The organism is Streptomyces sp. NBC_00122, assembly GCF_045160845.1.
Classification (GTDB): Bacteria; Actinomycetota; Actinomycetes; order Streptomycetales; family Streptomycetaceae; genus Streptomyces.
On the sequence record NZ_CP108191.1, the window covers coordinates 308,816 to 332,509 of the forward strand.

Here is a 23,694-nt window from a genome sequence, read left to right on the forward strand (position 1 = left end):
AGACGTTCGTGAGGCGAGGAGATCCGGTGCGTGACGCAGACTTCTTCCGGCGCTGGATGGCGGCCGCCGCGGCGGCGGTCGAGCAGGAGGCGGACCGGCTGACCGAGCTCGACTCGCCCATCGGCGACGCCGACCACGGGAGCAACATGCTGCGGGGCTTCATCGCCGTACGGGCGGCCCTGGACGCGGAGGCTCCGGCGACGCCGGGGGCGGTGCTGCAGCTCGCCGGGCGGACCCTGATCTCGACCGTCGGCGGCGCCTCGGGACCGCTGTACGGGACCCTGCTGCGGCGCACCGGCAAGGAGCTCGGGGAGGCCGCCGAGGTCTCCGACGACGAGCTGTGCAAGGCCTTGTACGCGGGCGTGGGCGCGGTGGCCCTGCTCGGCGGGGCGGCGCCCGGCGACAAGACGATGCTGGACGCCCTGGTGCCGGGGGTCGCCGCGCTGAACACCTCGTACCGGGCGGCCGGGGACGCGGCCGACAACGGGGCGCAGGCGACGGTACCGATGCTGGCGCGCAAGGGCCGGGCCAGCTACCTGGGCGAGCGGAGCATCGGGCACCAGGATCCGGGCGCGACCTCGTCGGCGCTGCTGCTGGGTGCGCTGGCGGACGTGGCGGACGTGGCGGGCGGTCAGCGGTGACGGGCGCGGGTTCCGGCCTGGTCGGCATCGTGCTGGTCTCGCACAGCGCGCCGGTCGCCGAGGCGGTTGCCGAGCTGGCGCGGGGCCTCGCGGTGGGCGGCCCCGATGCCCCGATGGCCCCGGTGGCGGCGGCGGGCGGAACGGCCGACGGCGGCCTCGGCACGAGCGCGGAGCGGATCCTCGCAGCCGCGCGGGAGGTGGACCGGGGCGCCGGGGTCGCCCTCCTGGCGGACCTCGGCAGCTCCGTACTGACGGTCAAGGCCCTGCTGGCGGATGACGAACTTCCTCCGGGATCCCGGCTGGTGGACGCCCCCTTCCTGGAGGGAGCGGTGGCGGCGATGGTCGCCGCCTCCGCGGGAGTCCCCCTGCCGGCGGTCGAATCCGCCGCCGCCGAGGCATACGCGTACCGCAAGGCCTGACCCTCGGGGCCGTGGCCGTGGCCGCCGGGCAGCCCGGAGCGCCGGGTCCGGTCCGCGCCCGGACCCGGGCACCACCGGAGGTTACTGGCGGCCGCGCAGGGTCTCGATCTCCCGGCGCTCGCGCTTCGTGGGGCGGCCGGCACCGCGGTCGCGGATGCCCACCACCGCGGCCTCGACGGGGGTCGGCGGCGGCGGACTCTTGTCGATCAGGCACTCGGCGGCGACCGGAGCGCCCACCCGCTTGGACACGGGCCGGCGGACCACGACGATCCGCTCGCGGCCGGCGTGGAAGAGCCGTACCTCGTCACCCGCGCGTACGGGCTGCGCGGGCTTGGCGCGCTCCCCGTTGACCCTCACGTGCCCCGCCCGGCAGGCGGTCGCCGCGGTCGAGCGGGTCTTCGTCAGGCGTACGGACCAGATCCACGCGTCCACGCGCACGGATCCCGTTTCCGTCCCTGTTCCCGATGCCTCATCAGCCATGCCCCGACTCTAGCGAGGCGGGCGCGTGACCGTGGAACGACTTTCGGCAGATGCCACAACGTGCATAGCACCTGCCAGGTAGCTAATCCCAAGAGAATTGCAAATGCGCCAGCGATGCCCATACCTTGTCGCACACGCAGTCCCGAACCCGCAGATTCACCGCACCTGCGCCGGGACCGCCCCGGTCCCGGCACCGCGCCGGCCGCCGACCCGACCGAGGAGCATCAGCCCATGTCCCCGACGCCGCACCTGACCCGCCGCCGTGCCGCTGCCGCCGCGCTGACCGCCGCTCTGCTCTTCCCGCTGGCCGCCTGCGGCGACGACGGCGGCGACAAGAAGCCCGCCGCCGACGCCTCCGCCGGAGCCTCTGCACCGGGCTCCGGCGCGCCCGGGGCGGCGAACCTCACCGTCCTCGCCGCCTCCTCCCTCACGGACGTCTTCAAGGCCGCGGGTGCCGCCTACGAGAAGGCCCACCCCGGTACGAAGGTCACGTTCTCCTTCGCCGGTTCGCAGGAGCTCGCGGCGCAGGTCAAGCAGGGCGCGCCCGCCGACGCCCTGGTCACCGCCGACACCAAGACCATGGACGGGGTGAAGGCGGAGACGGGCGAGGCCAAGGTCATCGCCAAGAACCGCCTGGTCATCGCGACCGGCAAGGGCAACCCGTTCAAGATCGCCGGTCTCAAGGACCTCGCCGACACCAAGATCAAGGTCGTGCTGGCCGCACCCGAGGTCCCGGTCGGCCGCTACAGCAAGGAGATCCTGGACAAGCAGGGCGTCACGGTGAAGCCCGTCTCCCAGGAGCCCAACGTCCGCGCCGTGCTGAGCAAGGTCGAGCTGGGCGAGGCCGACGCGGGCCTCGTCTACAAGACGGACTCCGCCAAGTCCGGCGACAAGGTCGTCGCCGTGGAGGTCCCGGACGAGCAGAACGCGGTGGCCTCCTACCCGGCCGCCACGCTGAAGCAGTCCAAGAACCCCGAGGCCGCGGCCGCGTTCGTGGCCTGGCTGAGCACCCCGGAGGCCCAGAAGATCCTCCAGGACGCCGGTTTCCAGCAGGCGTAGCAGAGGTAGGTCGGACCTCGGCCCGCCCGCCGCCGCATACCGAGGAGGGGCTGCCCGGCCCGGGGGGACGGGCAGCCCCTCCTCGCACCGCCCCCCGAGACAGGGATCTCCCCGTGAGCAGACTCCGCACCCGCACCCGGCCCCCCGTGGCCCTGGTACTGCCGGCGCTGCTCGCCGTCGCGTTCCTGCTGCTGCCGCTGATCGGCATCCTCACCCGGACCCGGTGGAGCGAGCTCGGCGCCCACCTCGGCAGCCCCGGCGTGGTCCAGGCCCTGCGCCTCTCGCTCATGGTGTCCTTCTGGGCCCTCGGCCTCTCGCTGCTCCTCGGCGTACCGCTCGCCTGGCTGCTGGCGCGTGTGGAGTTCAGGGGCAAGGCCTTCGTACGCTCGCTCGTCCTGCTCCCCATGGTGCTGCCGCCGACCGTGGGCGGTGTGGCCCTGCTGCTGGGCTTCGGCCGGCGCGGTCTGCTCGGGCCCTGGCTGGAGGGCACCTTCGGCGTCACGCTGCCGTTCCACACCTCGGGCGCCGTCGTCGCGGCCACCTTCGTGGCCATGCCGTTCCTCGTCATCAGCCTGGAAGGCGCCCTCGGCGGGCTCAGGCAGAGCTACGAGGAGACGGCCGGCTCCCTCGGCGCCTCGCCGGTCCGCGTGTTCTTCACCGTGACCCTGCCCATGGTGGCCCCCGGCCTGATAGCCGGCGCCGCCCTCACCTGGGCCCGTGCGCTCGGCGAGTTCGGCGCGACCATCACCTTCGCCGGAAACCTGCCCGGCACCACCCAGACCCTTCCGCTCCAGGTGTACCTGCTGCTCCAGGACCAGCCCGAGGCCGCCACGTCCGTCTCCCTGCTGCTCCTCGTGATCGCCATGGCCGTGCTGATCGCCCTGCGCGGCCGCTGGACGGGCACGCCCGCCCCCGCCGCCCACGGGCCCGGCGAGACGCAGGCCGCCGAGGCGCAGCCGGCGACCGACGGTCGCCCGGTACCCGCGCACTCCGGTGAACCGGGCAAGCCCGCGGCGGACGATGCCGGCCACTGGCCCCTGCACGCCACCGTCACCGGCTTCAACCGGCTCACCCTCGACGCCGGCCCCGGCACCACCATCGCCGTCGTCGGCGAGAACGGCGCCGGCAAGACCACCCTGCTGCGCGCCCTCCTCGGCCTGACCCCGCGGGCCCACGCCGAGCTCCGACTCGGCGACACCGACGTCACGGCGCTGCCCCCGCACAAGCGGCAGGTCGCCTGGGTCCCGCAGGACGGCGCACTGTTCCCGCACCTGAGCGCCCTGGCCAACACGGCGTACGGGCTGCGCGCGCGCCGGGTGCCGCGCGCCGAAGCCCGCCGGGAGGCGCAGGCCTGGCTGGACCGGCTCGGCGTCGGGCACCTCGCCCAGCGCAGGCCCGCCCAGCTCTCCGGCGGCCAGGCCCAGCGCGTGGCCCTCGCCCGCGCCCTGGCCACCCGGCCCCGGCTGCTGTTGCTGGACGAACCGCTCGCCGCCCTCGACCAGACGACGCGGGCCCGCGTCCGGCACACGCTGCGCACGCATCTGGCCGGCTTCGGCGGGGTCTGCCTCATCGTCACGCACGATCCCGTCGAGGCGGTCTCACTGGCCGACCGGGTCCTCGTCCTGGCCGACGGGCAGACCCTCCAGGACGCGCCGCCCGCCGAGGTGAGCCGGCATCCGCGCTCCCCGTGGGTGGCGCGGATGCTGGGGCGCAACGCCTGGCCGGGCACGGCGTCCACCGACGGACTCACCCTGGCGGCGGGGGGCCGGCTGGTCGTCGCCGAGACGCTGCCCGAGGGGTCTCAGGCACTCGCGATCATCGCCCCGGAGGCGGTGTCCGTTCACCGCGGCCGCCCGGGCGGCAGTCCCCGTAACGTCTGGCCGGGAACCGTACGGGAGATCACCGCGGTCGGCAGCCGGCTGCGCGTCCTGGTCGCCTCGGCCGAGGCACCCGACCTGGTCGCGGAGATCACCCCCGGCGCGGCCGCCGAACTCGGCATCGTCGACGGCGCCGAGGTGTGGACCAGCGTGAAGGCCACCGAGGTCACGCTGGTCCGCCTCTGAAGGACCTCCCTGCGGTCAGCCCGTGGCGGCGGGCGCCGGCTCGAAGCCGGACCCGTCCGACTGCCGCGGCTGCGGCCGGTCCTCCGGCGCGGTGCGCGGCCAGCGGCGGTCCGCCGCCCGCTGCACGCGTCGGCCGAGGCGCTGCATCGGCATCTCGACCAGGCGGTACATGAGGTAGCTGACGGCCAGCACGGCACCGAGGAAGATCGCCGTCCAGGCGATCCGGCCGAGCGTGGACGACGGCTGCGGCGGAACGCCCACCAGCGGTTCGATGGTGCGCAGCAGCGGGATGTGCAGCAGGTAGACCGAGAAGCTGATCGCTCCGAGCCAGGTCAGCGCCTTGGGGAAGCGCCGCCCGCGGAGGAGGAAGCCGATACCGAAGAGCGCCCAGGCGGCGAGGTAGGCGATCGACCAGGCCTTCCAGCCCGACGACCAGGTCCGGTCCAGGGCTTCGCCATGGTTGTACAGCCGGCCGACCAGCGCACCCGCGACGACGACGAAGCCGCAGGAGAGCAGGGCCGGGACCCGGGCGAGCTGACCGTGCTGCGCCCGGTACACCACGGTGCCGGCGAACATGGTCGCGAAGATCATCCAGGTTTCGAAGGCGGGGGCCCGGCTGTTGAGCGTGACCAGCACCAGGCCGACGCCGGCGAGCAGCAGGGCGCCCGTCCCGGTCAGCATGCGGTTGCCGCTGAGCACGCCGGCGAGGCCCACGAGCACGATCGGCGTCACGACCAGCAGGAGCTGACGGGTCGAGCCGAGTTCCGCGCTCACGAGCTGGGTGCCGACAGCCGTCCCGACCGCCAGGGCGACGCCTGCGAGGGCCACCGCGATCGGCCCGCTGTGCCGGTGCAGGCCGCGGGTGAAGAGGGCGGTGACGAAGAAGTAGAAGACCATCTCGTAGCAGAGCGTCCAGGTGACGTTCATGCCGTTGATGACGCCGAGCAGGTCCTGGAGCATCAGGCCGTTCGCGACCAGCGAGGCCAGGTCGTCGCCGGTGCGCAGCAGCGCGACCGAGCCGTCCCCGTCCGGCAGCATCATGATCGAGAGGACGAAGGCGGCGATCAGGGCCGGGTAGATCCGGAAGATCCGGCCGATCCAGAAGCCCCGGACGTCACCCCGCCGCTCCAGCGAGGCCGGGATGATGTAGCCGCTGACGATGAAGAAGAGCATGACGCCGAAGAGGCCCATGTCGAAGTTCCGCCAGACCATGCCCCCGAAGGGCAGCATCCTCAGCACGTCGAAGTGGTGCAGTGCCACGATCAGAGCGGCGATGCCGCGGAGCGCGTCCAGCCAGCCGAGGCGGGCACCGTGTGCGGCGGCTGGTGGGGCAGCCGTCCGCTGGGCAAGTGGGGGTATGAGCTTCACGGCAGGGACCATAGCCCACGCCCCGGCCGGGTCCCCTGCCTCGGCCAACGGGGCCGACGCCGTCCCGCCGCGATGTCGGACCCCTCGGATACGGTGCCGCCATGGTGAACTTCGTGCTGGTGGCAGGCGTTTGGCTCGGATCGTGGGCGTGGGACGAGGTGGCGGCGGAGCTGAGATCGGCCGGGCACGGCGCCCATGCCGTGACGCTGTCGGGCGTCGCCGAGCGGCAGGGCGTACCGGCCGGGCAGCAGACCCACGTCCAGGACGTCGTGGACGAGGTCGAGCGCCTCGGTCTGCGCGATGTCGTCCTGGTCGGGCACAGCTATGCGGGCATACCGGTCGGCCAGGCCGCCGAGCGGATCGGCGACCGGCTGGCCCGGGTCGTCTTCGTCGACTCCGCCGTCGCGGCGGACGGGGAGTCGTTCCTCGACGGCTGGCCGGACGGGCGGGCGATCGTGGAGGGCTCGATCTCCCGCAGCGGCGGCTTCTGGGAGCCGCAGCCCGCGCCCGACTACGCGGGCCAGGACCTCGACGCCGAGCAGGTGACGCGGATCGTGGCCCGTTCGACCCCGCATCCCGGGGCCACGCTGACCGAGCCCGCCGTGCTGGCCCGCCCGCTGGGCGAGCTCCCGGCCACGTACGTCAAGTGCCTGCTCGACGGCCCCGAGCCGAGCCCGGCGGTGGCCGAGCTGCTGACCGGCGAGCGCTGGCGGCTGGTCACGATGGACACCGGGCACTGGCCGATGTTCTCGCGCCCGGGCGAGCTGGCGCGGATCCTGCTGGCCGAGGCGGAGGCCGGGGCGTAGGGCCTGACAGGCCCGGCGGGCAGACGTCGGCCGCTGCGGGGCGGCCCCGCGAATCGCTTTGGACTCCGGTCGCGGGGCTGGCATATGTTCAGCCGTGTCCGCGCCTGTCAGCGGGCCGTTCGCATGTTCACGTGTTCCCGTGGGGGGTACTCCGTCATGTCCTTCAGCCCGCCCGGCTCACCGCCGCCGCCCGGCCAGCCGCCGTACGCCGGGGCCGCCCCGTACCCGGCCCAGCCCTACCCGGGGCAGCCGTACCCGGGGCAGCCCGTGTACCCCGGTCCGCCGCCGCCCGTCGACGTCCTGCGCTCTCCGCGGGGCCTCGCGACCGCCCTGACCGTGCTGCTGTCCGTCGCGGCCGCGGTCAACCTGCTCTCGGCCGGCGCCAACCTGTTCGCCTGGTCACTGATGAAGGACGTCATCGCGGCCCCCGGCGGGGTCCCGGAGGACACGCTCAACCTGTCGGACGTCCTCACCAGCCTGGCCGGGGGTTTCCAGCTCCTGGCGATGCTCGGCACGGCGACCGTCTTCATCATCTGGTTCCACCGCGTGCGGAGCAACGGCGAGATCTTCCGCCCCGACGCCTTCACGCTGGGGCGCGGATGGGCCATCGGCGCCTGGTTCGTCCCCGTCGGCAATCTGTTCCTCCCCTTCCGCGTCGCGCGGCAGACGTGGAAGGCCAGCACCCAGCTCGATCCCGACGGTTCCTACCGCCACGTTTCCAGCGCTCCCCTCACGGCCTGGTGGGTGGTGTGGGTCGTCGCGGCCTGCACGGACCGCGTCTTCTCCCGGATGTACAAGCTGGCCGAGACCCCCCAGGCCCTTCGCGATGCCTCCGTCGTCGGCATCGTCTCCGACCTCCTCGCCGTCGCCGCCGCCGTGCTCGCCGTCCTCTTCGTCCGCAAGCTCACGGCTCTGCAGAACGTCAAGGCCGCGCAGGGACCGTACGCCGCGGTCTGACGCGCACGGCTCACCCGGCGATCTCGCGCTCCGGGGCGGCGACGGCGAACTCGCACCACACGCATTTGCCGCCGCCCCGGGGCTCCACGCCCCAGGCGTCCGCGAGCTGATCCACCAGCATCAGCCCGCGCCCCGAGACCGCCCAGTCGCCCGCCTCGCGCCGACGAGGCAGGGCGCTGCTGGAGTCCTCGACCTCGATCCGGATCCGCCCGTCCGCCATCAGCCGCATGCCGACGTGGCCGCCGCCCTCCGTGTGGACCAGGGCGTTGGTCATCAGCTCGTCCGCCGCCAGTTCGATCTCGTCGGCCCGCTCCCGCGCCCCCCAGGCGGCCACCGCCGCCCGGATCAGGTGGCGGGCCATCGCCGGGCCCTCCGTGTCGCCCGGTTCCAGCCGCTGGCGCAGCGGACCGCCGCCGCGCCCGGCGGGCGTGCCGCGGCGGCGCAGGACGAGCAGGGCCATGTCGTCGCCGCCGCCCGCGTCGCCGACCAGGTCGCACAGCACGTCGGCGAGTTCCTCCACGTCGATCGGGCCGCTGTGGACCGCGGCCATGAACTCCCGCATCCCGCTGTCGGGGTCCGCACCGGGCCGTTCGATCAGGCCGTCCGTGCACAGCAGCAGCGTGTCGCCCGGGTGCAGCTCCAGGCTGGTGACCGGGTAGCCCGAGCCGGTCCCGGACTGCTCACGGGCCGGCAGCCCGAGGGGCAGGCCGCCGGCCACCTGGATCCGGTGGCAGCTGCCGTCCCCGCGCCGCACGACCGGGTCGAGGTGCCCGGCGCGGACCATCCTGAGCATTCCGCTGTTGAGGTCCACCTCGGCGTACGTGCACGTGGCGAACCGCTCCGTGTCCAGGTCGCGCAGAAAGGCCGAGGCCCGCGCCATCGCCGTGCCGGGGGTGTGCCCCTCCGCGATGTACGCGCGCAGCACGATGCGCAGCTGGCCCATGACGGCGGCCGCGTCCGTGTCGTGCCCCTCCACGTCCCCGATCATCACCCCGACCCGGCCCTCGCCGAGCGGGATCACGTCGTACCAGTCGCCGCCGATGTCCCGCCCCATCCGGGCGGACCGGTACCGTACGGCGATCAGCGCACCCGCCACCGCGGGGATCCGGCGGGGCAGCATGGCCCGCTGGAGCCCTTCCGCGAGGTCGTGCTCCTGCTCGAAGAGCATCGCGCGCTGGAGGCTCTGCGCGATGCCGCTGCCGAGCGCCATCAGGAGGTTCCGCTCCTCGGCGGTGAAGTGGCCGTCGCGCGTGTAGAGCAGCCCGAGTGCGCCGATGGCCCGCCCCTGGGCGATCAGCGGCAGGTAGACCCCGCTGCGGACGGACAGCGGCTCGATGTACGGCCACAGCAGCGGGTAGCGCGTCTGGAACTCCTCCCGTGAGGCGATGAAGACCGGCTGCATGGTGCGGACGGCCTCGCTCATCGGGAACCCCGCGTCGATCCGCGTGTATTCGATCTCGGGCACGTACGAGCCCAGCTGTCCCTCCGCGACCAGGTGGATGCGCCCGCCGTCGACGACGCCGAGCATCACGCTGACCGCGCCGAGGTGTCCGAGGGCCTGCGGGTCCTTGAGGATGTCGGTGACGTCGTTGACGGTGCGGGCGTGGGCGAGGATGGCCGTGGTCCGCTCGACGACACCGGTCATCCGGCGCCGCCCCTCGGCATCGTCCCCGCCGGAGCCCGGCTCGCCGGGGTCGTGGGCGGCGTCACGGAGGATCCCGATGACGCGGTACGGGCGCCCCTGCCGGTCCCGCATGATGTGCCCCTGGATGTGGATCCAGGTCCGGGTCCCGTCGCGGCGTCGGCTGCGGACGTAGGCCCCGTAGTGGCTGCGGCCGTCCTTGAGGGCCTGCGCGACCCGGGCGTCGAGCCGGGCCGCGTCGGACGGCGGGACGCGCGGGCGCAGCCCCGCGCTGGTCCCGTCGAACTCGTCCGGGCGCAGGTCAAGCACCTCGAGGGCGGTCGGATCCAGGTACATCCGCCCGCTGTCGAGGTCCCAGTCGAACGTGCCCATGCGGTTGAGCGCAAGGCTCGTATCCGGCCGCGCGGGCCAGTCGACCTCGGGGTTCTGTCCCCTCTGGGCCATGCTGCCAGGGTCTCACCCTCCCCCGTTTTTCTCCTCACGATGGACAGGCCGGGCGCCTTCCGGGCAGCCCGGACCGCCGCCCGTTCCCGTGTGTCGTGCGTGCGCGCCGTGTCGCCCACTACAACAGCCGCCGCGGCCAAGCCCCCTGGTGAGGTGCGTGCCTACGGGGACGGCGAGGCCGGCTCCGTGCTGGAAGGGGACGGCGGGGCGGGCGGACCGGAGCTCGTGGTCGCGGTCCCGGTCGGCGTAGCGGTCCGGTCCGTCAGCGCCGGCGGCGGCAACACCGTGGGTATCTCGGGCTCGTCGGTCGGCGGAATGATGTCCTCGGCGGGCGCGCCCGTGGTCTCGGCGGGCGTGCCCGTGGCTTCGGTCGGCGCGCCCGTGGTCTCGGTGGGCGCGCCCGTGGTCTCGGTGGGCGCGCCCGTGGTCCTGGTGGGCGTGGCCGTGTGTTCGGTCGGCGTACCAGTGGCTTCGGTGGGCGTGCCCGTGGCTTCGGTCGGCTTGCCCGTGGCCGCGGTGGGGGTCGCGGGCACGCCGGGCGACGTGGTGGGCGGGGAAGCGGTCACCGGCGGGCTCGGGAGCACCGGTGGCGGGACGGGCTTGTCGCGGCCCGGAGTCGGGCCGCGGCCGCGCTCGTACCAGCTGTGGTTCGCGTGGTCGTAGATCACGATCCTGTCGACGACCGTCTCGGAAGGCGCGATGACCACGACGCCCTGCGGGCGGTACGCGGCCCACGGCTGCCCGTACCGCCGCGAGTAGGGCTTGAGGGGCACCGGCGGCCCCAGCGGGTTCCCGCAGGCGCACCGCACGCGGGGCACCCCTCTGCTGTCCACCAGCACGGCCGTCCCCGCCTCGAGCACGGCCTGGTAGGGGGTCGCCACGCCGTCCTTGTAACCGTGGTTGGTAACCCGGGTGTCCATCCGCAGCTGGACCGGGGTGAGGGAGCGCAGGTACTGCGGGACGTCCGCGGGCTGGATCCCCAGGGCCGAGGCGAAGGCACTGTTCTTCGCGGGCACCGCCGCCAGCTCCTTGATCTGCTTCTCGACGTCGCAGCTGGCCAGGTCCTGGGTGCCGCCGTACAGGCCCGGCTGGGAGCCGCTGACGGAGCGGGTGTTGATGGTGCCCGTCACGGGCTCGGAGCTGGTGGGAGTGGGCCGGGGCTCCTGGACGCCCTGGGTCGTCGCCGTCGACTCGGTGAAGGGGTCCTTTCCGGCGGACCCGGCCGGCTGCAGGAAGAGCTCGCCGCCCGTGCCGGGGGTACCGCTGGGCCGGGTCAGCACCACGGCCACCGCCACCGCCGCGGCCACGGCCACGAGCGCGGCCGCCAGCCTGGGCCCGGACCGCCACCAGGGCTTCCCGGCGGGCTCGCCGTGCGGCCCGGATCCCGGGCCGGAGCCTGACCCGGAGCCGGACCCCGACCCCCGCCCGGGCCCCGGCCCCCGCCCTCCTCCGCCCGTGCCCCCAGGAGGTGAGGGCGGCGGGGCGCCCTGGCGGTCACCCGAGAGGGGCCCGGAAGGCGGGCCGGTGGGGCGTTCCGACGGTGGTGTGCCCGAAGGCTGCGTGGTCACCGATGCCCTCCTGGAAGCTTCGCAGACGAACCAGTACATATGGGCTCATCCCTAGAAGTCTCGGGACATCCGTCACTCCAGCGCACTATTGGGTGCGCCGTTCAGGTGGTGGCGGGTACCGGGGCTGCCTACGGTGACCCTGTGAGCCGTTCCTGGCGTGACGCGTTGATCGCGGTACTGGCGGGGTTCCTCGTGATGGCCGCCGAAGCCGCGGCCGGGCTGGCCTGTGCCGGTGCCGGCGATCTTCCGGACGGCGCGTTCCCGCGGGTGATCGCCGCGGTCGTCGTGATGGCGGCCGGCGGCTCGGTCGAGGTGTCCGGCGGAGCCGGCTTCCTGGTCGGGGCCGACGCCAGCCTGTCCGTGCTCCCGCTCTCGGTGAGCCTGGCCGGAGCCCTCACCGCCGCGTACTGCTTCCTGCGGCCGCTGCACCACCGGGCGGTGGCCCGGCCACGTGAACTGCTGGCCCGGGCGGGCCCGTTGGTGCTCCTCTGGCTGCTGGCCCTCACGGGGACCGCCCTCCTCGCCCGCCAGGACTTCGGTATCTCCACCGGCGACTCCCCCATCGGAGAGATCGGCGAACTCCTCGACTCCTCACCGACGGTGGGCTTCCGGGCCGACCTGCCCGCCACCCTCTTCTTCGGGCTGCTGTGGATCCTGGGCCTGTTGCTGGTCACCCTGCTGGTCTCCCGCCGCGCACCGCTCCCGGCCGGGCTGGTCCGTTTCCACACGGCGGTGCGCCCGGCGGCCTCCGCCACGGTCGTGCTGCTCCTCGCGTACGTCGTCCTCGGCATCGGGGTCGGCGTGGTCGTGGCCGCGACCCAGGGCCATGCCGCCCGGACCATGGCCGTGGTCCTGCTGGGCCTGCCGAACCTCGCCTGGGTCGCGCTCACCGTGGGCTTCGGCGGCGCCTGGGAGGGCAAGGTCGAGGGCCCGTTCGGGCTGCCGATGCCGCACCCGCTGGACCAGGTGCTGCGCGGCCCCGACCTGTCCACGCTCGACCTGGCCTCGCTCACGGAACAGGACCCACGCTGGTGGTGGCTGGTGCCGGCGGCCGCCGTCCTGCTGCTCGCCACGGGTGTGCTGGCCGCCGTACGCTCCCCCGCCCACGTCCGTGCCTGGCAGCACGCGCTGCACCTCGGCGCGGCCCTGGCCCTGGCCACCCTGACGGTCTGCCTGCTGGCCCGGGTCCATGCCCAGTTCGGCCTCACCCTGCTGGGCATCGGCGACGTGGACAGCCTCAGCGGGGAGGTCGAACTCGATCCCGTTCTGTGGCGCACGGTCGGCCTCGCCATCATCTGGGGCGCGGTGACGGGCTTCCTGGGCGCCCTCCTGGCCCGCCCCCTCCGCCGACGCGGCCGCGTCGAAGACGCAGCGCCCCCGAATCCCTAGCTGTGCTGCCCGAACACCGGCAGCGCCCACCGCGGAGGCGGTGGCGGCGGCTCCGCGGGCCCCGGCGCGTGGGCCTCCCGGGTCCGCGGGCGGGCGGCCGTCCCGGCCCGCTTGAGCGCGCCGGTGAACTCCAGGCAGGTGCTCCACCGGTCCTCCGGCGACTTGGCCAGCGCCTTCGCCAGTACCTCGTCCACCGCGCCCGGCAGCCCTGACCGCCGAGAGGTGAGCGGTGGCGGCGGATCGAACTGGTGGGCCCAGAGCAGTGCCATGTCGTCGTCCCGCTCGAAGGGCGGGCCACCGGCCAGGGTCTCGTAGACGACGCACCCGAGGCTGTACACGTCGCACCGGCCGTCCACCGGCTTCCCGGAGATCTGCTCCGGCGCCACGTAGTCCAGGGTCCCGACGAACTGCCCCACGGTCGTGAACCCGGTCAGCGACAGCGACTTCTTCGTCAGCCCGAAGTCCGTGAGGTACGCGTACTCGGGGTGGTCGCTGTCCGTCCCCTCCGCGATCAGGATGTTGCCCGGCTTCACGTCCCGGTGCACCAGGTCGTGGTCGTGTGCCGCGTCCAGCGCCGAGGCGATCTGCCCCGCGATCCGGGCGGCCGTGCCGACCGGCAGCGGGCCCGTGCGGTCCAGCATCGCCCGCAGGTCCTGGCCTGCGACGTACCGCATCGCGATGTACAGCAGCCCCTCCGTCTCCCCCGCCTCGAACACGGGCACGATGTTCGGGTGCTCGATGGCCGCTGCCACCCGCGACTCGTGCGCGAACCGCTGCCTGAAGGTGTCGTTGCGGGCCAGTTCGGGAGCCAGCAGCTTCAGTGCCACCGTCCGGTCCAGGCGCAGGTCCCGCGCCCGGTAGACGACGGCCATCCCGCCGCGGCCGATCTCGCTCTCCACCTCGTACCCGGCGATGCGCCTGCCGCGCAGGTCGGAGGGCCGCCCGCCGACCGGCTCCGACCCCATCACCCGCCCCCGTTCCCGTTCCCGTTTCCGTTCCCGGGCGTGTCCACGATGCGGGTCGGGTCGTACGCCGCCGCCCGCCCGGGCTCCGCGTCAGGCCGGGCCGCGACCACGTCGGCGGTCGGCGGACCGGACGGTACGTCTCCCGCACCGTCCGGATCCGAAGGCGCCGGCGGGTGCTCCGGCCCGGGCGCGGCCCCCGGTTCCGCGCCGACCGCGTAGGTCGCCAGGCGGGTCCCGTCCCCGTACATCCACCGTCCCGCCGTGTCGTCGTAGAGCCACACGGACTCCCCGTCGAGCACGACCCCGGCCCGCAGTCCCTTCACGGAGCGCCGGAAGGCCTCGCCGTCCGTGCGCCCCGAGGCGAGGTCGACGAAGGCCCGCCGGTAGCGATCCAGGGCGTCGGCGCTGCGCGCGAGCTGCGGGCCCGGGTCCTCGGCCCGCCCCGGCTGCCTTCCTCCCGCGGTCGGCGGCGGCTGCGGCACGGTGATCAGCAGCCGTCCGTCCACCCAGGCGGACCATCCGTTGGAGCAGAGGATCTCGCCCCAGTCCCCGCGGCGGGAGAGCAGCTGCACGGGCAGGAAGGGGTCGAGGGGCTCCGTCGGCCGGGAGACGTCGGGCTCTTCCCAGGCGGGCAGTCCCTCCTGCGGCACGACGTGGGTGGGCCGGAAGTCCAGGTCGTCGACCGGGTTCGTCATGGGCGGTCCTACTTCCGCATGATGGCGGGCTCGCGGCGGCGCAGCAGCCGGGCGACGAGCACCCCGAAGAGCACCGACAGTGCCACCAGCATGCCGACGTTGAACAGCCACACGCCGGGGCTGTGGGCGAACAGCGGGTCGTCGGTGAGCGGGCCGGGCAGGATCGCGCCCAGGTCGATGGTGCCCGCCATCGCACCGAGCGCCCAGCGCGAGGGCACGAACCAGGCCAGCTGCTCGACCACCGGCACTCCGTCCAGTTGGAGCAGCGCGCCGCAGAAGACCACCTGCACGATGGCGAGGAGGACCAGCAGCGGCATGGTGACCTCCTCCTTCGTGACCAGCGCGGAGACCAGCAGGCCGAGCATCATCGCGGTGAAGGACAGCAGCGCCACGACGAGGGTGATCTCGGCGAGGGGTGGCAGGAAGACGCCCCGCCCGCCGGGCGCGCCCAGTTTCACGCCGAAGAGGCCGACGAGCGTCAGCACCACGGCCTGGGCCACGGTGATGGCCCCCAGCACCACCACCTTGGACATCAGGTAGGCGGAACGCGAGAGCCCGACGGCGCGTTCGCGCCGGTAGATGACCCGCTCCTTGACGAGCTCGCGCACGGCGTTGGCGGCTCCGGTGAGCACGCCGCCGACGCACAGGATGAGCAGGGCGTTCATCGCCGTCTCCCGGGTGAGCGCGCCGCCGGCCAGGGCCCGGGCCATGGCTCCCATCACGAAGGGCAGCGCGATCATGATCGCGAGGAAGGTCTTGTCGGCGCTGAGCGCGGCCGCGTACCGCCGGATGAGGGTGGACAGCTGGGAGCCCCAGCTCTGGGACTTGGGCGGCGCGGCGACGAAGTCGGCCGAGGCGTGCCGGCTCTCGTCCCGGTCGTCGCCGCCCGGCCGCGGCTGCCGGGGGGCACCGTCGACGTACCGGTGGTGCAGGGGCGAGGTCGCGTACTCCCCGGCCCAGTCGCGGTCCTGCTGGTTCTCGAACGCTTCGAAGGCCTCGGGCCACTGCGTGAAGCCGAAGAAGCCCAGGGTCTCCCCGGGGGGCCCGTAGTAGGCGATCCGCCCGCCGGGGGCGAGGACGAGCAGCCGGTCGCAGACGTCGAGACTGAGCACGCTGTGGGTCACCACGATGACGGTGCGGCCGTCGTCGGCGAGGCCGCGCAGCATGTGCATCACCGAGCGGTCCATGCCGGGGTCGAGGCCGGAGGTGGGTTCGTCCAGGAAGAGCAGCGAGGGCTTGGTGAGCAGTTCCAGGGCGACGGAGACGCGTTTGCGCTGGCCGCCGGAGAGGCTGTGGATGGGCTGGCCCGCACGCTCCTGGAGGCCGAGTTCGCCGATCACCTCGTCGACCCGGGCCCGGCGTTCGGCCTTGGCGGTGTCCTGCGGGAAGCGCAGTTCGGCGGCGTAGGCGAGGGCGCGCCGGACGGTGAGCTGGGTGTGCAGGATGTCGTCCTGCGGGACGAGTCCGATGCGGCTGCGCAGTTCGGCGTAGTCGCGGTAGAGGTCGCGGCCGTCGTAGAGGACGGTGCCCCGGTCGGCGGGGCGCAGGCCGGTGAGGGCGCCCAGCAGGGTGGACTTGCCCGCTCCGCTGGGGCCGACCACGGCGAGCAGGCATTTGGCGCCGACGGGGAAGGAGACGGCGTCGAGGAGTCTCTTGCGGCCGCGGTCGACGGCGACGGTGAGGTCCTGGACGTCGAGGGAGACCTCGCCCGTGTCGACGTACTCCTGGAGCTGGTCCCCGACGAGGCAGAAGTCCGAGTGGCCGATGCCGACGATGTCTCCCTCGGCGAGGGGGGCGGCCCCGACCACCCGGGCGCCGTTGAGATAGGTGCCGTTGTGGCTGTCGAGGTCGGCGATCTCGTGCGTGCCGTCGGCGAGCGCCCGCAGTTCGGCGTGCCGACGGGAGACGACGAGGTCGTCGATGACGAGGTCGCTGTCGGGGGCGCGGCCGATACGGACGGCGGTACGGGCGAGCAGCGGGCGGATGCTGGTCGGCTGCCGGAAGGTGCCGGTCAGGGACGGGTTCGAGACCCCGGAGGGCCGGGAACCGGGCCGGGGCGGCGCGCGGTCGACGAGAACGGCGCGCGGGCCGTCCGCGGCGCTGCCGAAGCGCAGCTCGCTTCCGGGGCCGACGATCCATTCGTGGATGCGGTGGCCGTCTGCCCAGGTGCCGTTGGTGCTGCCCTCGTCCTCGACGGTCCAGTGGTCGCCGTCGGGGCGCAGGAGCGCGTGGTGCCAGGAGACGCGGGCGTCGTCGAGGCAGATCTCGCACAGGGGGTCGCGACCGACGTGATAGACCCGGCCCGGGCTCATCTCCGTGGAACCGAGGTCGGTCTCCAGGACGAGCTCGGGCGCCGTCGGCACACCGGGCCGCTGGACCATGAGCAGATTTTCCCACGATCCGGCAAGACCGGCACCGGTCCGGCATAGTCGCAGGTCAGAGGCCGCTTATGGGTAATGACAACGGTCCCCGTTGCAGCCTTTGCCGATCCCGCCGAGGTGCGCTTCACTTCACGCGTCGGAACCGAACAAACGGGGGACGCCATGACCGGGCACGACCACGCGCACGACGACACCGGCCACGCAGGCCACGGCGGGCACAGCCACGGCGTGGCCGCCGATGCCGACCGGCGCTGGCTGGCGATCGCTCTCGGCCTGATCGGCGCGTTCATGGCCGTCGAGGTGATCGTCGGCATCATGGCCAACTCGCTGGCCCTGATCTCCGATGCGGCCCACATGCTGACCGACGCCGTCTCGATCGTCCTCGCGCTGATCGCGATGCGGCTCGCCGCCCGTCCGGCGCGCGGTGGTTTCACGTACGGCCTCAAGCGGGCGGAGATACTCTCCGCCCAGGCCAACGGGCTGACCCTGATCCTGCTGGCGGTCTGGCTGGCGTACGAGGCGGTGCGGCGGCTGATGGATCCGCCGCCGGTGGAGGGCGGCCTGGTCCTGGTGACCGCGCTCGCGGGCATCGTGGTCAACGTGGCCGCGGCCTGGTGCATCTCGAAGGCGAACCGGTCCTCGCTGGCCGTCGAGGGTGCCTACCAGCACATCCTGAACGACTTGTTCGCCTTCATCGGGACGGCCGTCGCCGGTCTGATCGTGCTCACCACCGGCTTCCGGCAGGCCGACGCGATCGCCACGCTCGTGGTGGTGGTGCTGATGGTCAGGGCGGGCTACGGTCTGCTCCGCGAGTCCGGCCGGATCTTCCTGGAGGCCGCTCCGGCCCATATGGACCCGGACGCGGTGGGCGACCGGCTCGTCGCACACCCGCCGGTCACCGAGGTGCACGACCTGCACATCTGGACCATCACCTCCGGGACGGCGGCGCTCTCCGCGCACGTGCTCGTCGAGCCGGCGGGCGACTGCCACGCGGTGCGCCGGGACCTGGAGCGGATGCTGGCCGAGGAGTACGGGATCACGCACACCACCCTCCAGGTGGACCACGTACAGGACACCCTCCTTACGGTCGGCCGCGCGGGGGGCGAGGGGCCGCAGGACGCCCATTGCGCGGACGCGCACGGTCCGGTCCACCGGCAGGGCCCGCACGACCACTGAACGGCGGGGTTCGGCGGGTATCACTGAGTCCGCGCCGCGCGGGGCATACATGGACGCATGACGCACAAACGCAGTGCCGGACTGCTCCTGTTCCGCCGAACGGGCGAGGGCTCGGATCCGGGGGTCGAGGTCCTGCTCGGCCGCATGGGCGGCCCGCTGTGGGCCGGACGGGACGCCGGGGGCTGGGCCATCCCCAAGGGCGAGTACGAGCCGGACGAGACGCCGCGGGACGCGGCCCGCCGGGAGTTCACCGAGGAGATCGGGCTGCCGCCCCCGGAGGGCGAGTACCTGCCGCTGGGCGAGGTGCGGCTGTCCAGCGGGAAGCTGGTGACCATCTGGGCGGTGGAGGCGGACCTCGACCCCGCGCTGATGGTGCCCGGGACCTTCTCCATGGAGTGGCCGCCGCACTCCGGGGCCGTGCAGGAGTTCCCCGAGCTGGACCGGGTGGCCTGGTTCACCCCCCAGATGGCGGAAACCAAGCTGATGCCTCCTCAACTCCCGTTTCTGAAGCGGTTGTTGGCGCTTGTCAAGGATTGACTCGACCATTACTTGCCAACAAACCCCCCTGCATGAACATTGCACATATGACGAACGTCGTGCTGGTGGGAACCCTGGACACCAAGGGTGTGGAGTACGGCTGGCTGCGCGAGAGGCTGCTGCGCGCCGGCGTCGAAGTGACACTGGTCGATACGGGAGTGATGGGCGAGCCCCGGGTGCCCGCCGACATCCCGCGTGAAGCGGTGGCCCGGGCCGCGGGAGCTGAACTGCCGGAACTGCGCGCGGCCGCCGACCGGGGCGCGGCCGTCACCACGATGGCCCAAGGTGCGGAGGCGACCCTGTTGCGCCTGCACGCCGAGGGCCGGCTGCACGCGGTGCTCGCGATCGGCGGCAGCGGAGGCACCTCCATCGCCACCCGGGCGATGCGCGCCCTGCCGCTGGGCGTGCCGAAACTGATGGTCTCGTCCATGGCGTCGGGCGATGTCTCGCCGTACGTGGGCTCGGCGGACATCACGATGATGTACAGCGTCGTGGACATAGCGGGGATCAACAGCATCTCCGCGCCCGTCCTGGCCAACGCCGTGGAGGCGGTCGCGGGCATGGCCAAAGCCTTCGCCCGCACGGCCCCGGACACCCGCCGCGCGGCCCGGCTGGGCGCGGGCGGCCGCCCGCTGGTCGCGGCGAGCATGGCGGGCGTGACCACGACCGGCGTGGACGCGGCCCGCGAGCGGCTGACCGAACTGGGCTACGAGGTACTCGTCTTCCACGTCAGCGGCAGCGGCGGCCGCACCCTGGAGAAGCTGGCCGGCCAGGGGGTCTTCGCGGGGGTCCTCGACCTCACCCTCAGCGAGCTCGCCGACGATCTGTGCGGCGGCATCCTCACCGCCGGCCCCGACCGGCTCAGTGCGGCCGGGCTGGCCGGGATTCCGCAGGTGGTGAGCCTGGGCGCACTGGACATGGTCAAGTTCGGCCCGCTGGAGACGCTGCCCGAAAAGGTCCGCTACCGGCGGGTCCGCGTCCACAACCCGTCCATCACGGTGATCCGTACGACCGAGGCCGAGTGCGCGGAACTGGGCCGCCGGGTCGCCGCCAAACTCCGCGCGGCCACCGGCCCCACCGCGGTCTGCGTCCCCTTGCGCGGACTGTCCACGCTCGGCGCGCCGGGTGGCCCCTACCATGACCCCGACGCGGACCGGGCCCTGTTCTCGGCGCTGCGCGACGGCTTGCGGGGCAGCGCCGCCCGGCTCTACGACTACGACACCCACATCAACGACCCGGACTTCGGACGGGCGGCGGCCGACCGGCTGCACGCCATGATCGGCGCGGTGCCGGCCGCCGCCTGAGACACCCCGCACGGCCTGGAACCGGCCGTGGCGGAAACTGTGTCCCTGGGGTTGGCCGGTCGACGACCGGCCGGCCCGAGGGCACGGCGGCAGGGGGGCGGGAAGCGATGAAGGACACGCGGACGTCATGGACGGTCCCCGGTTACACGGAGGTACGGGAGCTCGGCTCGGGCGGCAGCGGCCGCGTCGTGCTCGCCGTGCACGACGGTACGGGCACGGCGGTCGCGGTGAAGTACCTCAGCGACCGGCTGCGCCAGGACCCGGCCTTCGTCGGCGAGTTCCGGGCCGAGGCCCGCCTGCTCGGCGGGCTCCGGTCGCCGTACGTGGTGGGCCTGTACGAGTACGTGGAGTCGCCCGGCGGCGCGGCCATCGTGATGGAACTGGTGGACGGCATCTCCCTGCGCGCCCTGCTGAAGCAGGCCGGGCGGGCGGACGCCGAGGCCGCGCTGGTGGTCCTGAAGGGCTCCCTGCTCGGGCTGGCGGCGGCGCACCGGGAGGGCGTGGTCCACCGCGACTACAAGCCGGAGAACGTGCTGGTCGCGGCGGACGGCTCGTCGAAGCTGGTGGACTTCGGGATCGCGGCGGGCCGCGGGACCACACCGGGCGTGGCCGGAACCCCGGCCTACATGGCGCCCGAGCAGTGGCAGGGCCGGCCGGCCTCGCCCGCGGCCGACGTCTACGCGGCGACGGCGACCTTCTTCGAGTGCCTGACCGGGCGCAAGCCGTACGACGGGGAGAACTTCGCGGAGCTCGCGGTCCAGCACATCGAGGCTCCGGTGCCGGAGACCGAGGCCCCCGAGCCCGTACGCCCGCTGATCCGACGGGGTCTGGCCAAGCAGCCGGAGCAACGGCCGGAGAACGCCGAGGCCTTCGTGACGGAGCTGGAGGGCGTGGCCCTCGCCGCGTACGGGCCGCAGTGGGAGGAGCGCGGCCAGCGCAAGCTGGCGGCGCTGGCCGCGCTGGTGCCGCTGCTGTTCCCCTCGGCGGGCGCCGCGGCGGAGGGCACCACCGCGGTGGCCACGACCACGCTGCACAGCGGATCCGGCTGGGCCCCCGGCCGGAGCGGCTGGCTAGCGGCCGGGGTGGCGCTGGTCCTGGGGGCGGCGCTGGTGCTCACCACGGACGCGATCGGCGCGGCACCGGGCGGGGCCTCGGCGCTGAGCGCGTTCGCCACGACGAGCGCGGCCCCTCCCGGGTCCGGCTCGCCGACCCCCGCCCCGGCCCCGCCGGTCTCGGCGTCCCCGTCCGCGAGCGCGAGCCCGTCGGCGTCGCCGAGTGCCTCGCCCTCGCTGTCGCCGACTCCCACGCCCTCCGCGTCCTCGGCCCCGAGCCCGACCCCGAAGCCGACGGTGAGCTGGCCGACGGCGCCGACCCCCTCTCCGACGCCCACGCCGACGCCGACCCTGAAGGTCACGAAGGTCGACGTCTCGCTCAAGCCCGGCGTGTACCGCGGCGATGCGACCGTGACGCTCGCCGCCCAGGGCACCGGGCCGGTCACCGTCGTACTGGAGTGGTTCCTGGGCAGCGGGCCGGGCGACTATTCCGTGCCCGACGGCACGGACACGGTCGTCGTCCAGGCCGGTTCGGTGGCCCCCGTGGTCCGGGCCCACACCTTCACCCGCGGCCGCGGCTGCTACGGCGGGGTCAGGGTCACCACCAAGCCCGCCGCCGGCAACAGGTCCGCGTCCGACTCGCAGTACCTGCTGCGCTGCCAGGAGGCGCCCCGATGAGCGATCCCCGCGTCCCGCAGGGCGACGACGACTACAGCGCCACCGTGCTCGGCAGCCACTGGTTCTCCGGGCCGCCGGCGGCTCCGGAGGTGACCCCCGACCGGGTCGAGGGTTCGGTGCTCCGGTTCGGGCCCGGGGTCACGGCGGCCATGCCCGCCCCGTTCCCCGTCTCCGCCACCGCCGTACGCGGCGCGGGGCGGCGGCGCGGCGCCGGGCTGCGGCGGTACACGCTGGCCGCGGTCGTCCTGCTCGCGGTCCTCGCGTACCTCGGGTGGCAGCGGTACGGGCCCGCCCTCGTCGTCCGGGACGTGGCCGTGACCACCGAGCCCGGGGGACCGGCGTGCGACACGGCGGCCGACGTGGTGGCCGTCGTACGGACCAACGGGCGCCCGGGGAACCTCACCTACCGCTGGCTCCGCAGCGACGGCACGCACTCCGAGCAGCTGACCGAGCGGGTGCCGCGCGGACAGCGGGAGGCGCGGCTGCACCTGCTGTGGACCTTCCAGGGCGCCGGGACCTACCCCGCGAAGGCCGAACTCGAACTGCTCTCGCCCGGGCGGCGCACGGCCGCGGTGGAGTTCACGTACCGGTGCCGTCTGTAGCGTCGCGGGGCAGACGGGAATGTGACGACAGGCCCTAAGCGGCCTCAGGGAAGTAGGGCACGTCCCCGAGGCCGCTTAGAACCGCGCGTGCGCGGTGATGTCCGCCTCGAACTCGCCCGTCATCGCCGGGGTCACCGTCGGCCTGCACTGCCGGACGGCTGCCAGGTAGTCCGTCGTACCCGCGCCGAGCTGCGCGGCCACCGCGCCCCGCACGCCCACCGCCTCCAGGTCCCGTTCGAAGGACACCTGTGCCGCGATCCGCGCCGCGTGCTCGATGTCGGCAGGTGTGAACAGCTCGGTCGCCGCCACCAGGGCCGATACGTCGACGTCCGCGCGCCCCGCCGTGTAGCGGGACCAGATCGCGGCGCGGGCCCCGGCGTCCGGGGTGCCGATCGGGATCAGGTAGTCGAAGCGACCCGGCCGCAGGAAGGCCGGGTCGAGGGAGCGGATGGAGTTGGTGGCGCACACCAGCAGCCGTTCGTCGCCCTCCCGGAAGCCCGGGATCAGCTTGAGCAGTTCGTTGGTCACCCCGTGGATGCCGCCGGGCTGCGCGGGCTCGGTGCGCACGGGCGCGATCTCCTCGACCTCGTCGATGAAGACGAGGACCCGTTCCAGCTCGGCTATCCGGGCGAACGCGTCGCGCAGCGCAGCGGCGAGGTTGCCCTCGCCGGCGAGGCGGGAGGGCAGCAGTTCGACGAAGGGCCAGCCGAGCCGGGAGGCGATGGCCCGGGCGAAGGTGGTCTTGCCGGTGCCGGGCGGGCCGAAGAGGGTGATGGCACGCGGCGGCCGCACGCCGTGCGCGGCGGCGCGCTCCGGTTCGGCGAGCGGCAGCACCACGCGCCGCTCGATGAGGTCCTTCTCCTTCTCCATGCCCGCGACCTTGGCCCACAGGTCGCTGGGCAGGAACCGGCCCCCGAGGTCGTCGAGGAGGCCGGCCGCCGGTCCGTGCAGCGGCTCGGTCTTCTCGAAGTAGGCGACGGCCGGCTGCCGCGTGTAGCCGGCGTTGAGGAGGCCCTCGCCGAGCAGGTCCTCCTCGGGCAGGACGTACGCGATCCGGCCGACGCGCGCCGCGACGAGCCGTCGCTCCAGCTCGACGAGCAGGGCGCTGGCCAGGCCCCGGCCGCGCCAGCCCGCGGCGATCGCGATGCGCATCACCCAGGCGCGCTCACCGGTGACGCAGGCGAGGGCCGCGCCGATCGGGACGCCCTGGTGGACGGCGACCACGCAGGGCTGCCGGCCGGTGAGGGCGCTGATGCACTCGGCGAGCGAGAAGACGGACTCCTGGCCGAGTTCGGCCGTGGTGTCGATCAGATGGACGACCGCTGCGAGATCGCTCTCGCGGTAGTCGTGGATGAGCCAGTTCACCGGGTACCGCCCCTCGTTCGTGCTCCTGCGGCGAGGCTAGGGGCGGCCGACCCGGGCGATCACGCTCCGCGGTGCACAACAGCCGAACCGGAAACCGTCCGTG

20 protein-coding genes are annotated in these 23,694 nt (G+C 73.8%); 12 read left to right on the plus strand and 8 right to left on the minus strand.

Features of this window, described 5'->3' with window-relative positions; all coding sequences use genetic code 11:
• The first annotated feature begins 26 nt into the window (after positions 1-26).
• Together dhaL and OG737_RS01435 are read left to right on the plus strand one after the other, a co-directional pair.
• Positions 27-641: a dihydroxyacetone kinase subunit DhaL gene (dhaL, locus tag OG737_RS01430; RefSeq protein WP_405680380.1), complete on the plus strand. Its 615-nt coding sequence runs from the start codon at positions 27-29 to the stop codon at positions 639-641.
• The gene (locus OG737_RS01435; protein ID WP_328924288.1) at positions 638-1,060 is read left to right on the plus strand and encodes a PTS fructose transporter subunit IIA; all 423 of its coding nucleotides are present in this window, start codon (positions 638-640) and stop codon (positions 1,058-1,060) included. Before dhaL ends, OG737_RS01435 begins: the two co-directional genes overlap by 4 nt.
• A gap of 81 nt (positions 1,061-1,141) precedes the next feature.
• On the opposite strand, the gene OG737_RS01440 is transcribed toward OG737_RS01435, so the two are convergent.
• Positions 1,142-1,540: an RNA-binding S4 domain-containing protein gene (locus OG737_RS01440; RefSeq protein WP_328924289.1), complete on the minus strand. Its 399-nt coding sequence runs from the start codon at positions 1,538-1,540 to the stop codon at positions 1,142-1,144.
• Positions 1,541-1,771: 231 nt separating this feature from the next.
• Between OG737_RS01440 and modA the strand changes: the two genes are divergently transcribed.
• Entirely contained in the window at positions 1,772-2,599 is an 828-nt protein-coding gene (gene modA / locus OG737_RS01445; protein ID WP_328924290.1) for a molybdate ABC transporter substrate-binding protein, read from the plus strand.
• Between the two features lie 113 nt (positions 2,600-2,712).
• Positions 2,713-4,662, plus strand: coding sequence for an ABC transporter permease (locus OG737_RS01450; protein ID WP_405921105.1), 1,950 nt, complete (start codon positions 2,713-2,715; stop codon positions 4,660-4,662).
• 15 nt (positions 4,663-4,677) lie between these two features.
• Here the strand turns inward: OG737_RS01450 and OG737_RS01455 are convergent, their stop codons facing one another.
• On the minus strand, positions 4,678-6,030 hold the full coding sequence (locus tag OG737_RS01455; protein WP_405680376.1) for an acyltransferase family protein: 1,353 nt from the start codon (positions 6,028-6,030) through the stop codon (positions 4,678-4,680).
• A 101-nt stretch (positions 6,031-6,131) separates the two neighbouring features.
• On the opposite strand from OG737_RS01455, the gene OG737_RS01460 reads away from it, so the two are divergent.
• Positions 6,132-6,836, plus strand: a complete 705-nt coding sequence (locus OG737_RS01460) for an alpha/beta fold hydrolase (protein ID WP_328924293.1) — start codon at positions 6,132-6,134, stop codon at positions 6,834-6,836.
• Positions 6,837-6,992: 156 nt separating this feature from the next.
• Entirely contained in the window at positions 6,993-7,793 is an 801-nt protein-coding gene (locus tag OG737_RS01465; protein ID WP_328924294.1) for a DUF4328 domain-containing protein, read from the plus strand.
• Positions 7,794-7,803: 10 nt separating this feature from the next.
• Here OG737_RS01465 and OG737_RS01470 read toward each other — a convergent pair whose 3' ends face one another.
• Together OG737_RS01470 and OG737_RS01475 are read right to left on the minus strand one after the other, a co-directional pair.
• Complete coding sequence (locus tag OG737_RS01470) at positions 7,804-9,879, minus strand: SpoIIE family protein phosphatase (protein WP_328924295.1); 2,076 nt, start codon at positions 9,877-9,879, stop codon at positions 7,804-7,806.
• 161 nt (positions 9,880-10,040) lie between these two features.
• Positions 10,041-11,192, minus strand: coding sequence for a DUF6777 domain-containing protein (locus tag OG737_RS01475; protein WP_405921106.1), 1,152 nt, complete (start codon positions 11,190-11,192; stop codon positions 10,041-10,043).
• Between the two features lie 396 nt (positions 11,193-11,588).
• Here OG737_RS01475 and OG737_RS01480 point away from each other — a divergent pair, with 396 nt between their 5' ends.
• Entirely contained in the window at positions 11,589-12,836 is a 1,248-nt protein-coding gene (locus tag OG737_RS01480; RefSeq protein WP_405921107.1) for a streptophobe family protein, read from the plus strand.
• Here OG737_RS01480 and OG737_RS01485 read toward each other — a convergent pair.
• The 3 genes from OG737_RS01485 to OG737_RS01495 are packed head-to-tail and all read right to left on the minus strand — an operon-like array spanning position 12,833 to position 16,877.
• Positions 12,833-13,801: a serine/threonine-protein kinase gene (locus tag OG737_RS01485; protein ID WP_328924298.1), complete on the minus strand. Its 969-nt coding sequence runs from the start codon at positions 13,799-13,801 to the stop codon at positions 12,833-12,835. The two genes, OG737_RS01480 and OG737_RS01485, sit on opposite strands and share 4 nt — an antisense overlap.
• Positions 13,801-14,496 (minus strand): hypothetical protein, encoded by a 696-nt coding sequence (locus tag OG737_RS01490; RefSeq protein WP_328924299.1) that lies wholly within the window; start codon positions 14,494-14,496, stop codon positions 13,801-13,803. Before OG737_RS01490 ends, OG737_RS01485 begins: the two co-directional genes overlap by 1 nt.
• A gap of 8 nt (positions 14,497-14,504) precedes the next feature.
• Positions 14,505-16,877, minus strand: a complete 2,373-nt coding sequence (locus tag OG737_RS01495; RefSeq protein ID WP_328924300.1) for an FHA domain-containing protein — start codon at positions 16,875-16,877, stop codon at positions 14,505-14,507.
• 162 nt (positions 16,878-17,039) lie between these two features.
• Here OG737_RS01495 and OG737_RS01500 point away from each other — a divergent pair, with 162 nt between their 5' ends.
• The 5 genes from OG737_RS01500 (at position 17,040) to OG737_RS01520 (ending at position 22,226) form a co-directional block, all read left to right on the plus strand.
• A complete protein-coding gene (locus OG737_RS01500) occupies positions 17,040-18,053 on the plus strand; it encodes a cation diffusion facilitator family transporter (RefSeq protein WP_328924301.1) in 1,014 nt (337 codons plus the stop codon).
• A 57-nt stretch (positions 18,054-18,110) separates the two neighbouring features.
• Entirely contained in the window at positions 18,111-18,590 is a 480-nt protein-coding gene (locus OG737_RS01505; protein WP_328924302.1) for an NUDIX domain-containing protein, read from the plus strand.
• Positions 18,591-18,637: 47 nt separating this feature from the next.
• Positions 18,638-19,894, plus strand: a complete 1,257-nt coding sequence (locus OG737_RS01510; RefSeq protein WP_405680370.1) for a Tm-1-like ATP-binding domain-containing protein — start codon at positions 18,638-18,640, stop codon at positions 19,892-19,894.
• A gap of 107 nt (positions 19,895-20,001) precedes the next feature.
• Positions 20,002-21,624: a serine/threonine-protein kinase gene (locus OG737_RS01515; RefSeq protein ID WP_405680369.1), complete on the plus strand. Its 1,623-nt coding sequence runs from the start codon at positions 20,002-20,004 to the stop codon at positions 21,622-21,624.
• Positions 21,621-22,226, plus strand: coding sequence for a hypothetical protein (locus OG737_RS01520; RefSeq protein WP_328924304.1), 606 nt, complete (start codon positions 21,621-21,623; stop codon positions 22,224-22,226). Before OG737_RS01515 ends, OG737_RS01520 begins: the two co-directional genes overlap by 4 nt.
• A 75-nt stretch (positions 22,227-22,301) precedes the next feature.
• On the opposite strand, the gene OG737_RS01525 is transcribed toward OG737_RS01520, so the two are convergent.
• On the minus strand, positions 22,302-23,591 hold the full coding sequence (locus tag OG737_RS01525; RefSeq protein ID WP_328924305.1) for a bifunctional GNAT family N-acetyltransferase/ATP-binding protein: 1,290 nt from the start codon (positions 23,589-23,591) through the stop codon (positions 22,302-22,304).
• Positions 23,592-23,694: the final 103 nt, after the last annotated feature.

What these genes read in the sequence shown, in the direction of transcription:
- OG737_RS01495 (WP_328924300.1), bottom strand. Translation starts at nt 16,877, where the DNA reads ATGGTCCAGCGGCCCGGTGTGCCGACGGCGCCCGAGCTCGTCCTGGAG.
- OG737_RS01500 (WP_328924301.1), top strand. Translation starts at nt 17,040, where the DNA reads ATGACCGGGCACGACCACGCGCACGACGACACCGGCCACGCAGGCCAC.
- OG737_RS01470 (WP_328924295.1), bottom strand. Translation starts at nt 9,879, where the DNA reads ATGGCCCAGAGGGGACAGAACCCCGAGGTCGACTGGCCCGCGCGGCCG.
- OG737_RS01440 (WP_328924289.1), bottom strand. Translation starts at nt 1,540, where the DNA reads ATGGCTGATGAGGCATCGGGAACAGGGACGGAAACGGGATCCGTGCGC.
- OG737_RS01515 (WP_405680369.1), top strand. Translation starts at nt 20,002, where the DNA reads ATGAAGGACACGCGGACGTCATGGACGGTCCCCGGTTACACGGAGGTA.
- OG737_RS01465 (WP_328924294.1), top strand. Translation starts at nt 6,993, where the DNA reads ATGTCCTTCAGCCCGCCCGGCTCACCGCCGCCGCCCGGCCAGCCGCCG.
- OG737_RS01510 (WP_405680370.1), top strand. Translation starts at nt 18,638, where the DNA reads ATGACGAACGTCGTGCTGGTGGGAACCCTGGACACCAAGGGTGTGGAG.
- modA (WP_328924290.1), top strand. Translation starts at nt 1,772, where the DNA reads ATGTCCCCGACGCCGCACCTGACCCGCCGCCGTGCCGCTGCCGCCGCG.
- OG737_RS01490 (WP_328924299.1), bottom strand. Translation starts at nt 14,496, where the DNA reads ATGACGAACCCGGTCGACGACCTGGACTTCCGGCCCACCCACGTCGTG.
- OG737_RS01520 (WP_328924304.1), top strand. Translation starts at nt 21,621, where the DNA reads ATGAGCGATCCCCGCGTCCCGCAGGGCGACGACGACTACAGCGCCACC.
- OG737_RS01460 (WP_328924293.1), top strand. Translation starts at nt 6,132, where the DNA reads ATGGTGAACTTCGTGCTGGTGGCAGGCGTTTGGCTCGGATCGTGGGCG.
- OG737_RS01485 (WP_328924298.1), bottom strand. Translation starts at nt 13,801, where the DNA reads ATGGGGTCGGAGCCGGTCGGCGGGCGGCCCTCCGACCTGCGCGGCAGG.
- OG737_RS01505 (WP_328924302.1), top strand. Translation starts at nt 18,111, where the DNA reads ATGACGCACAAACGCAGTGCCGGACTGCTCCTGTTCCGCCGAACGGGC.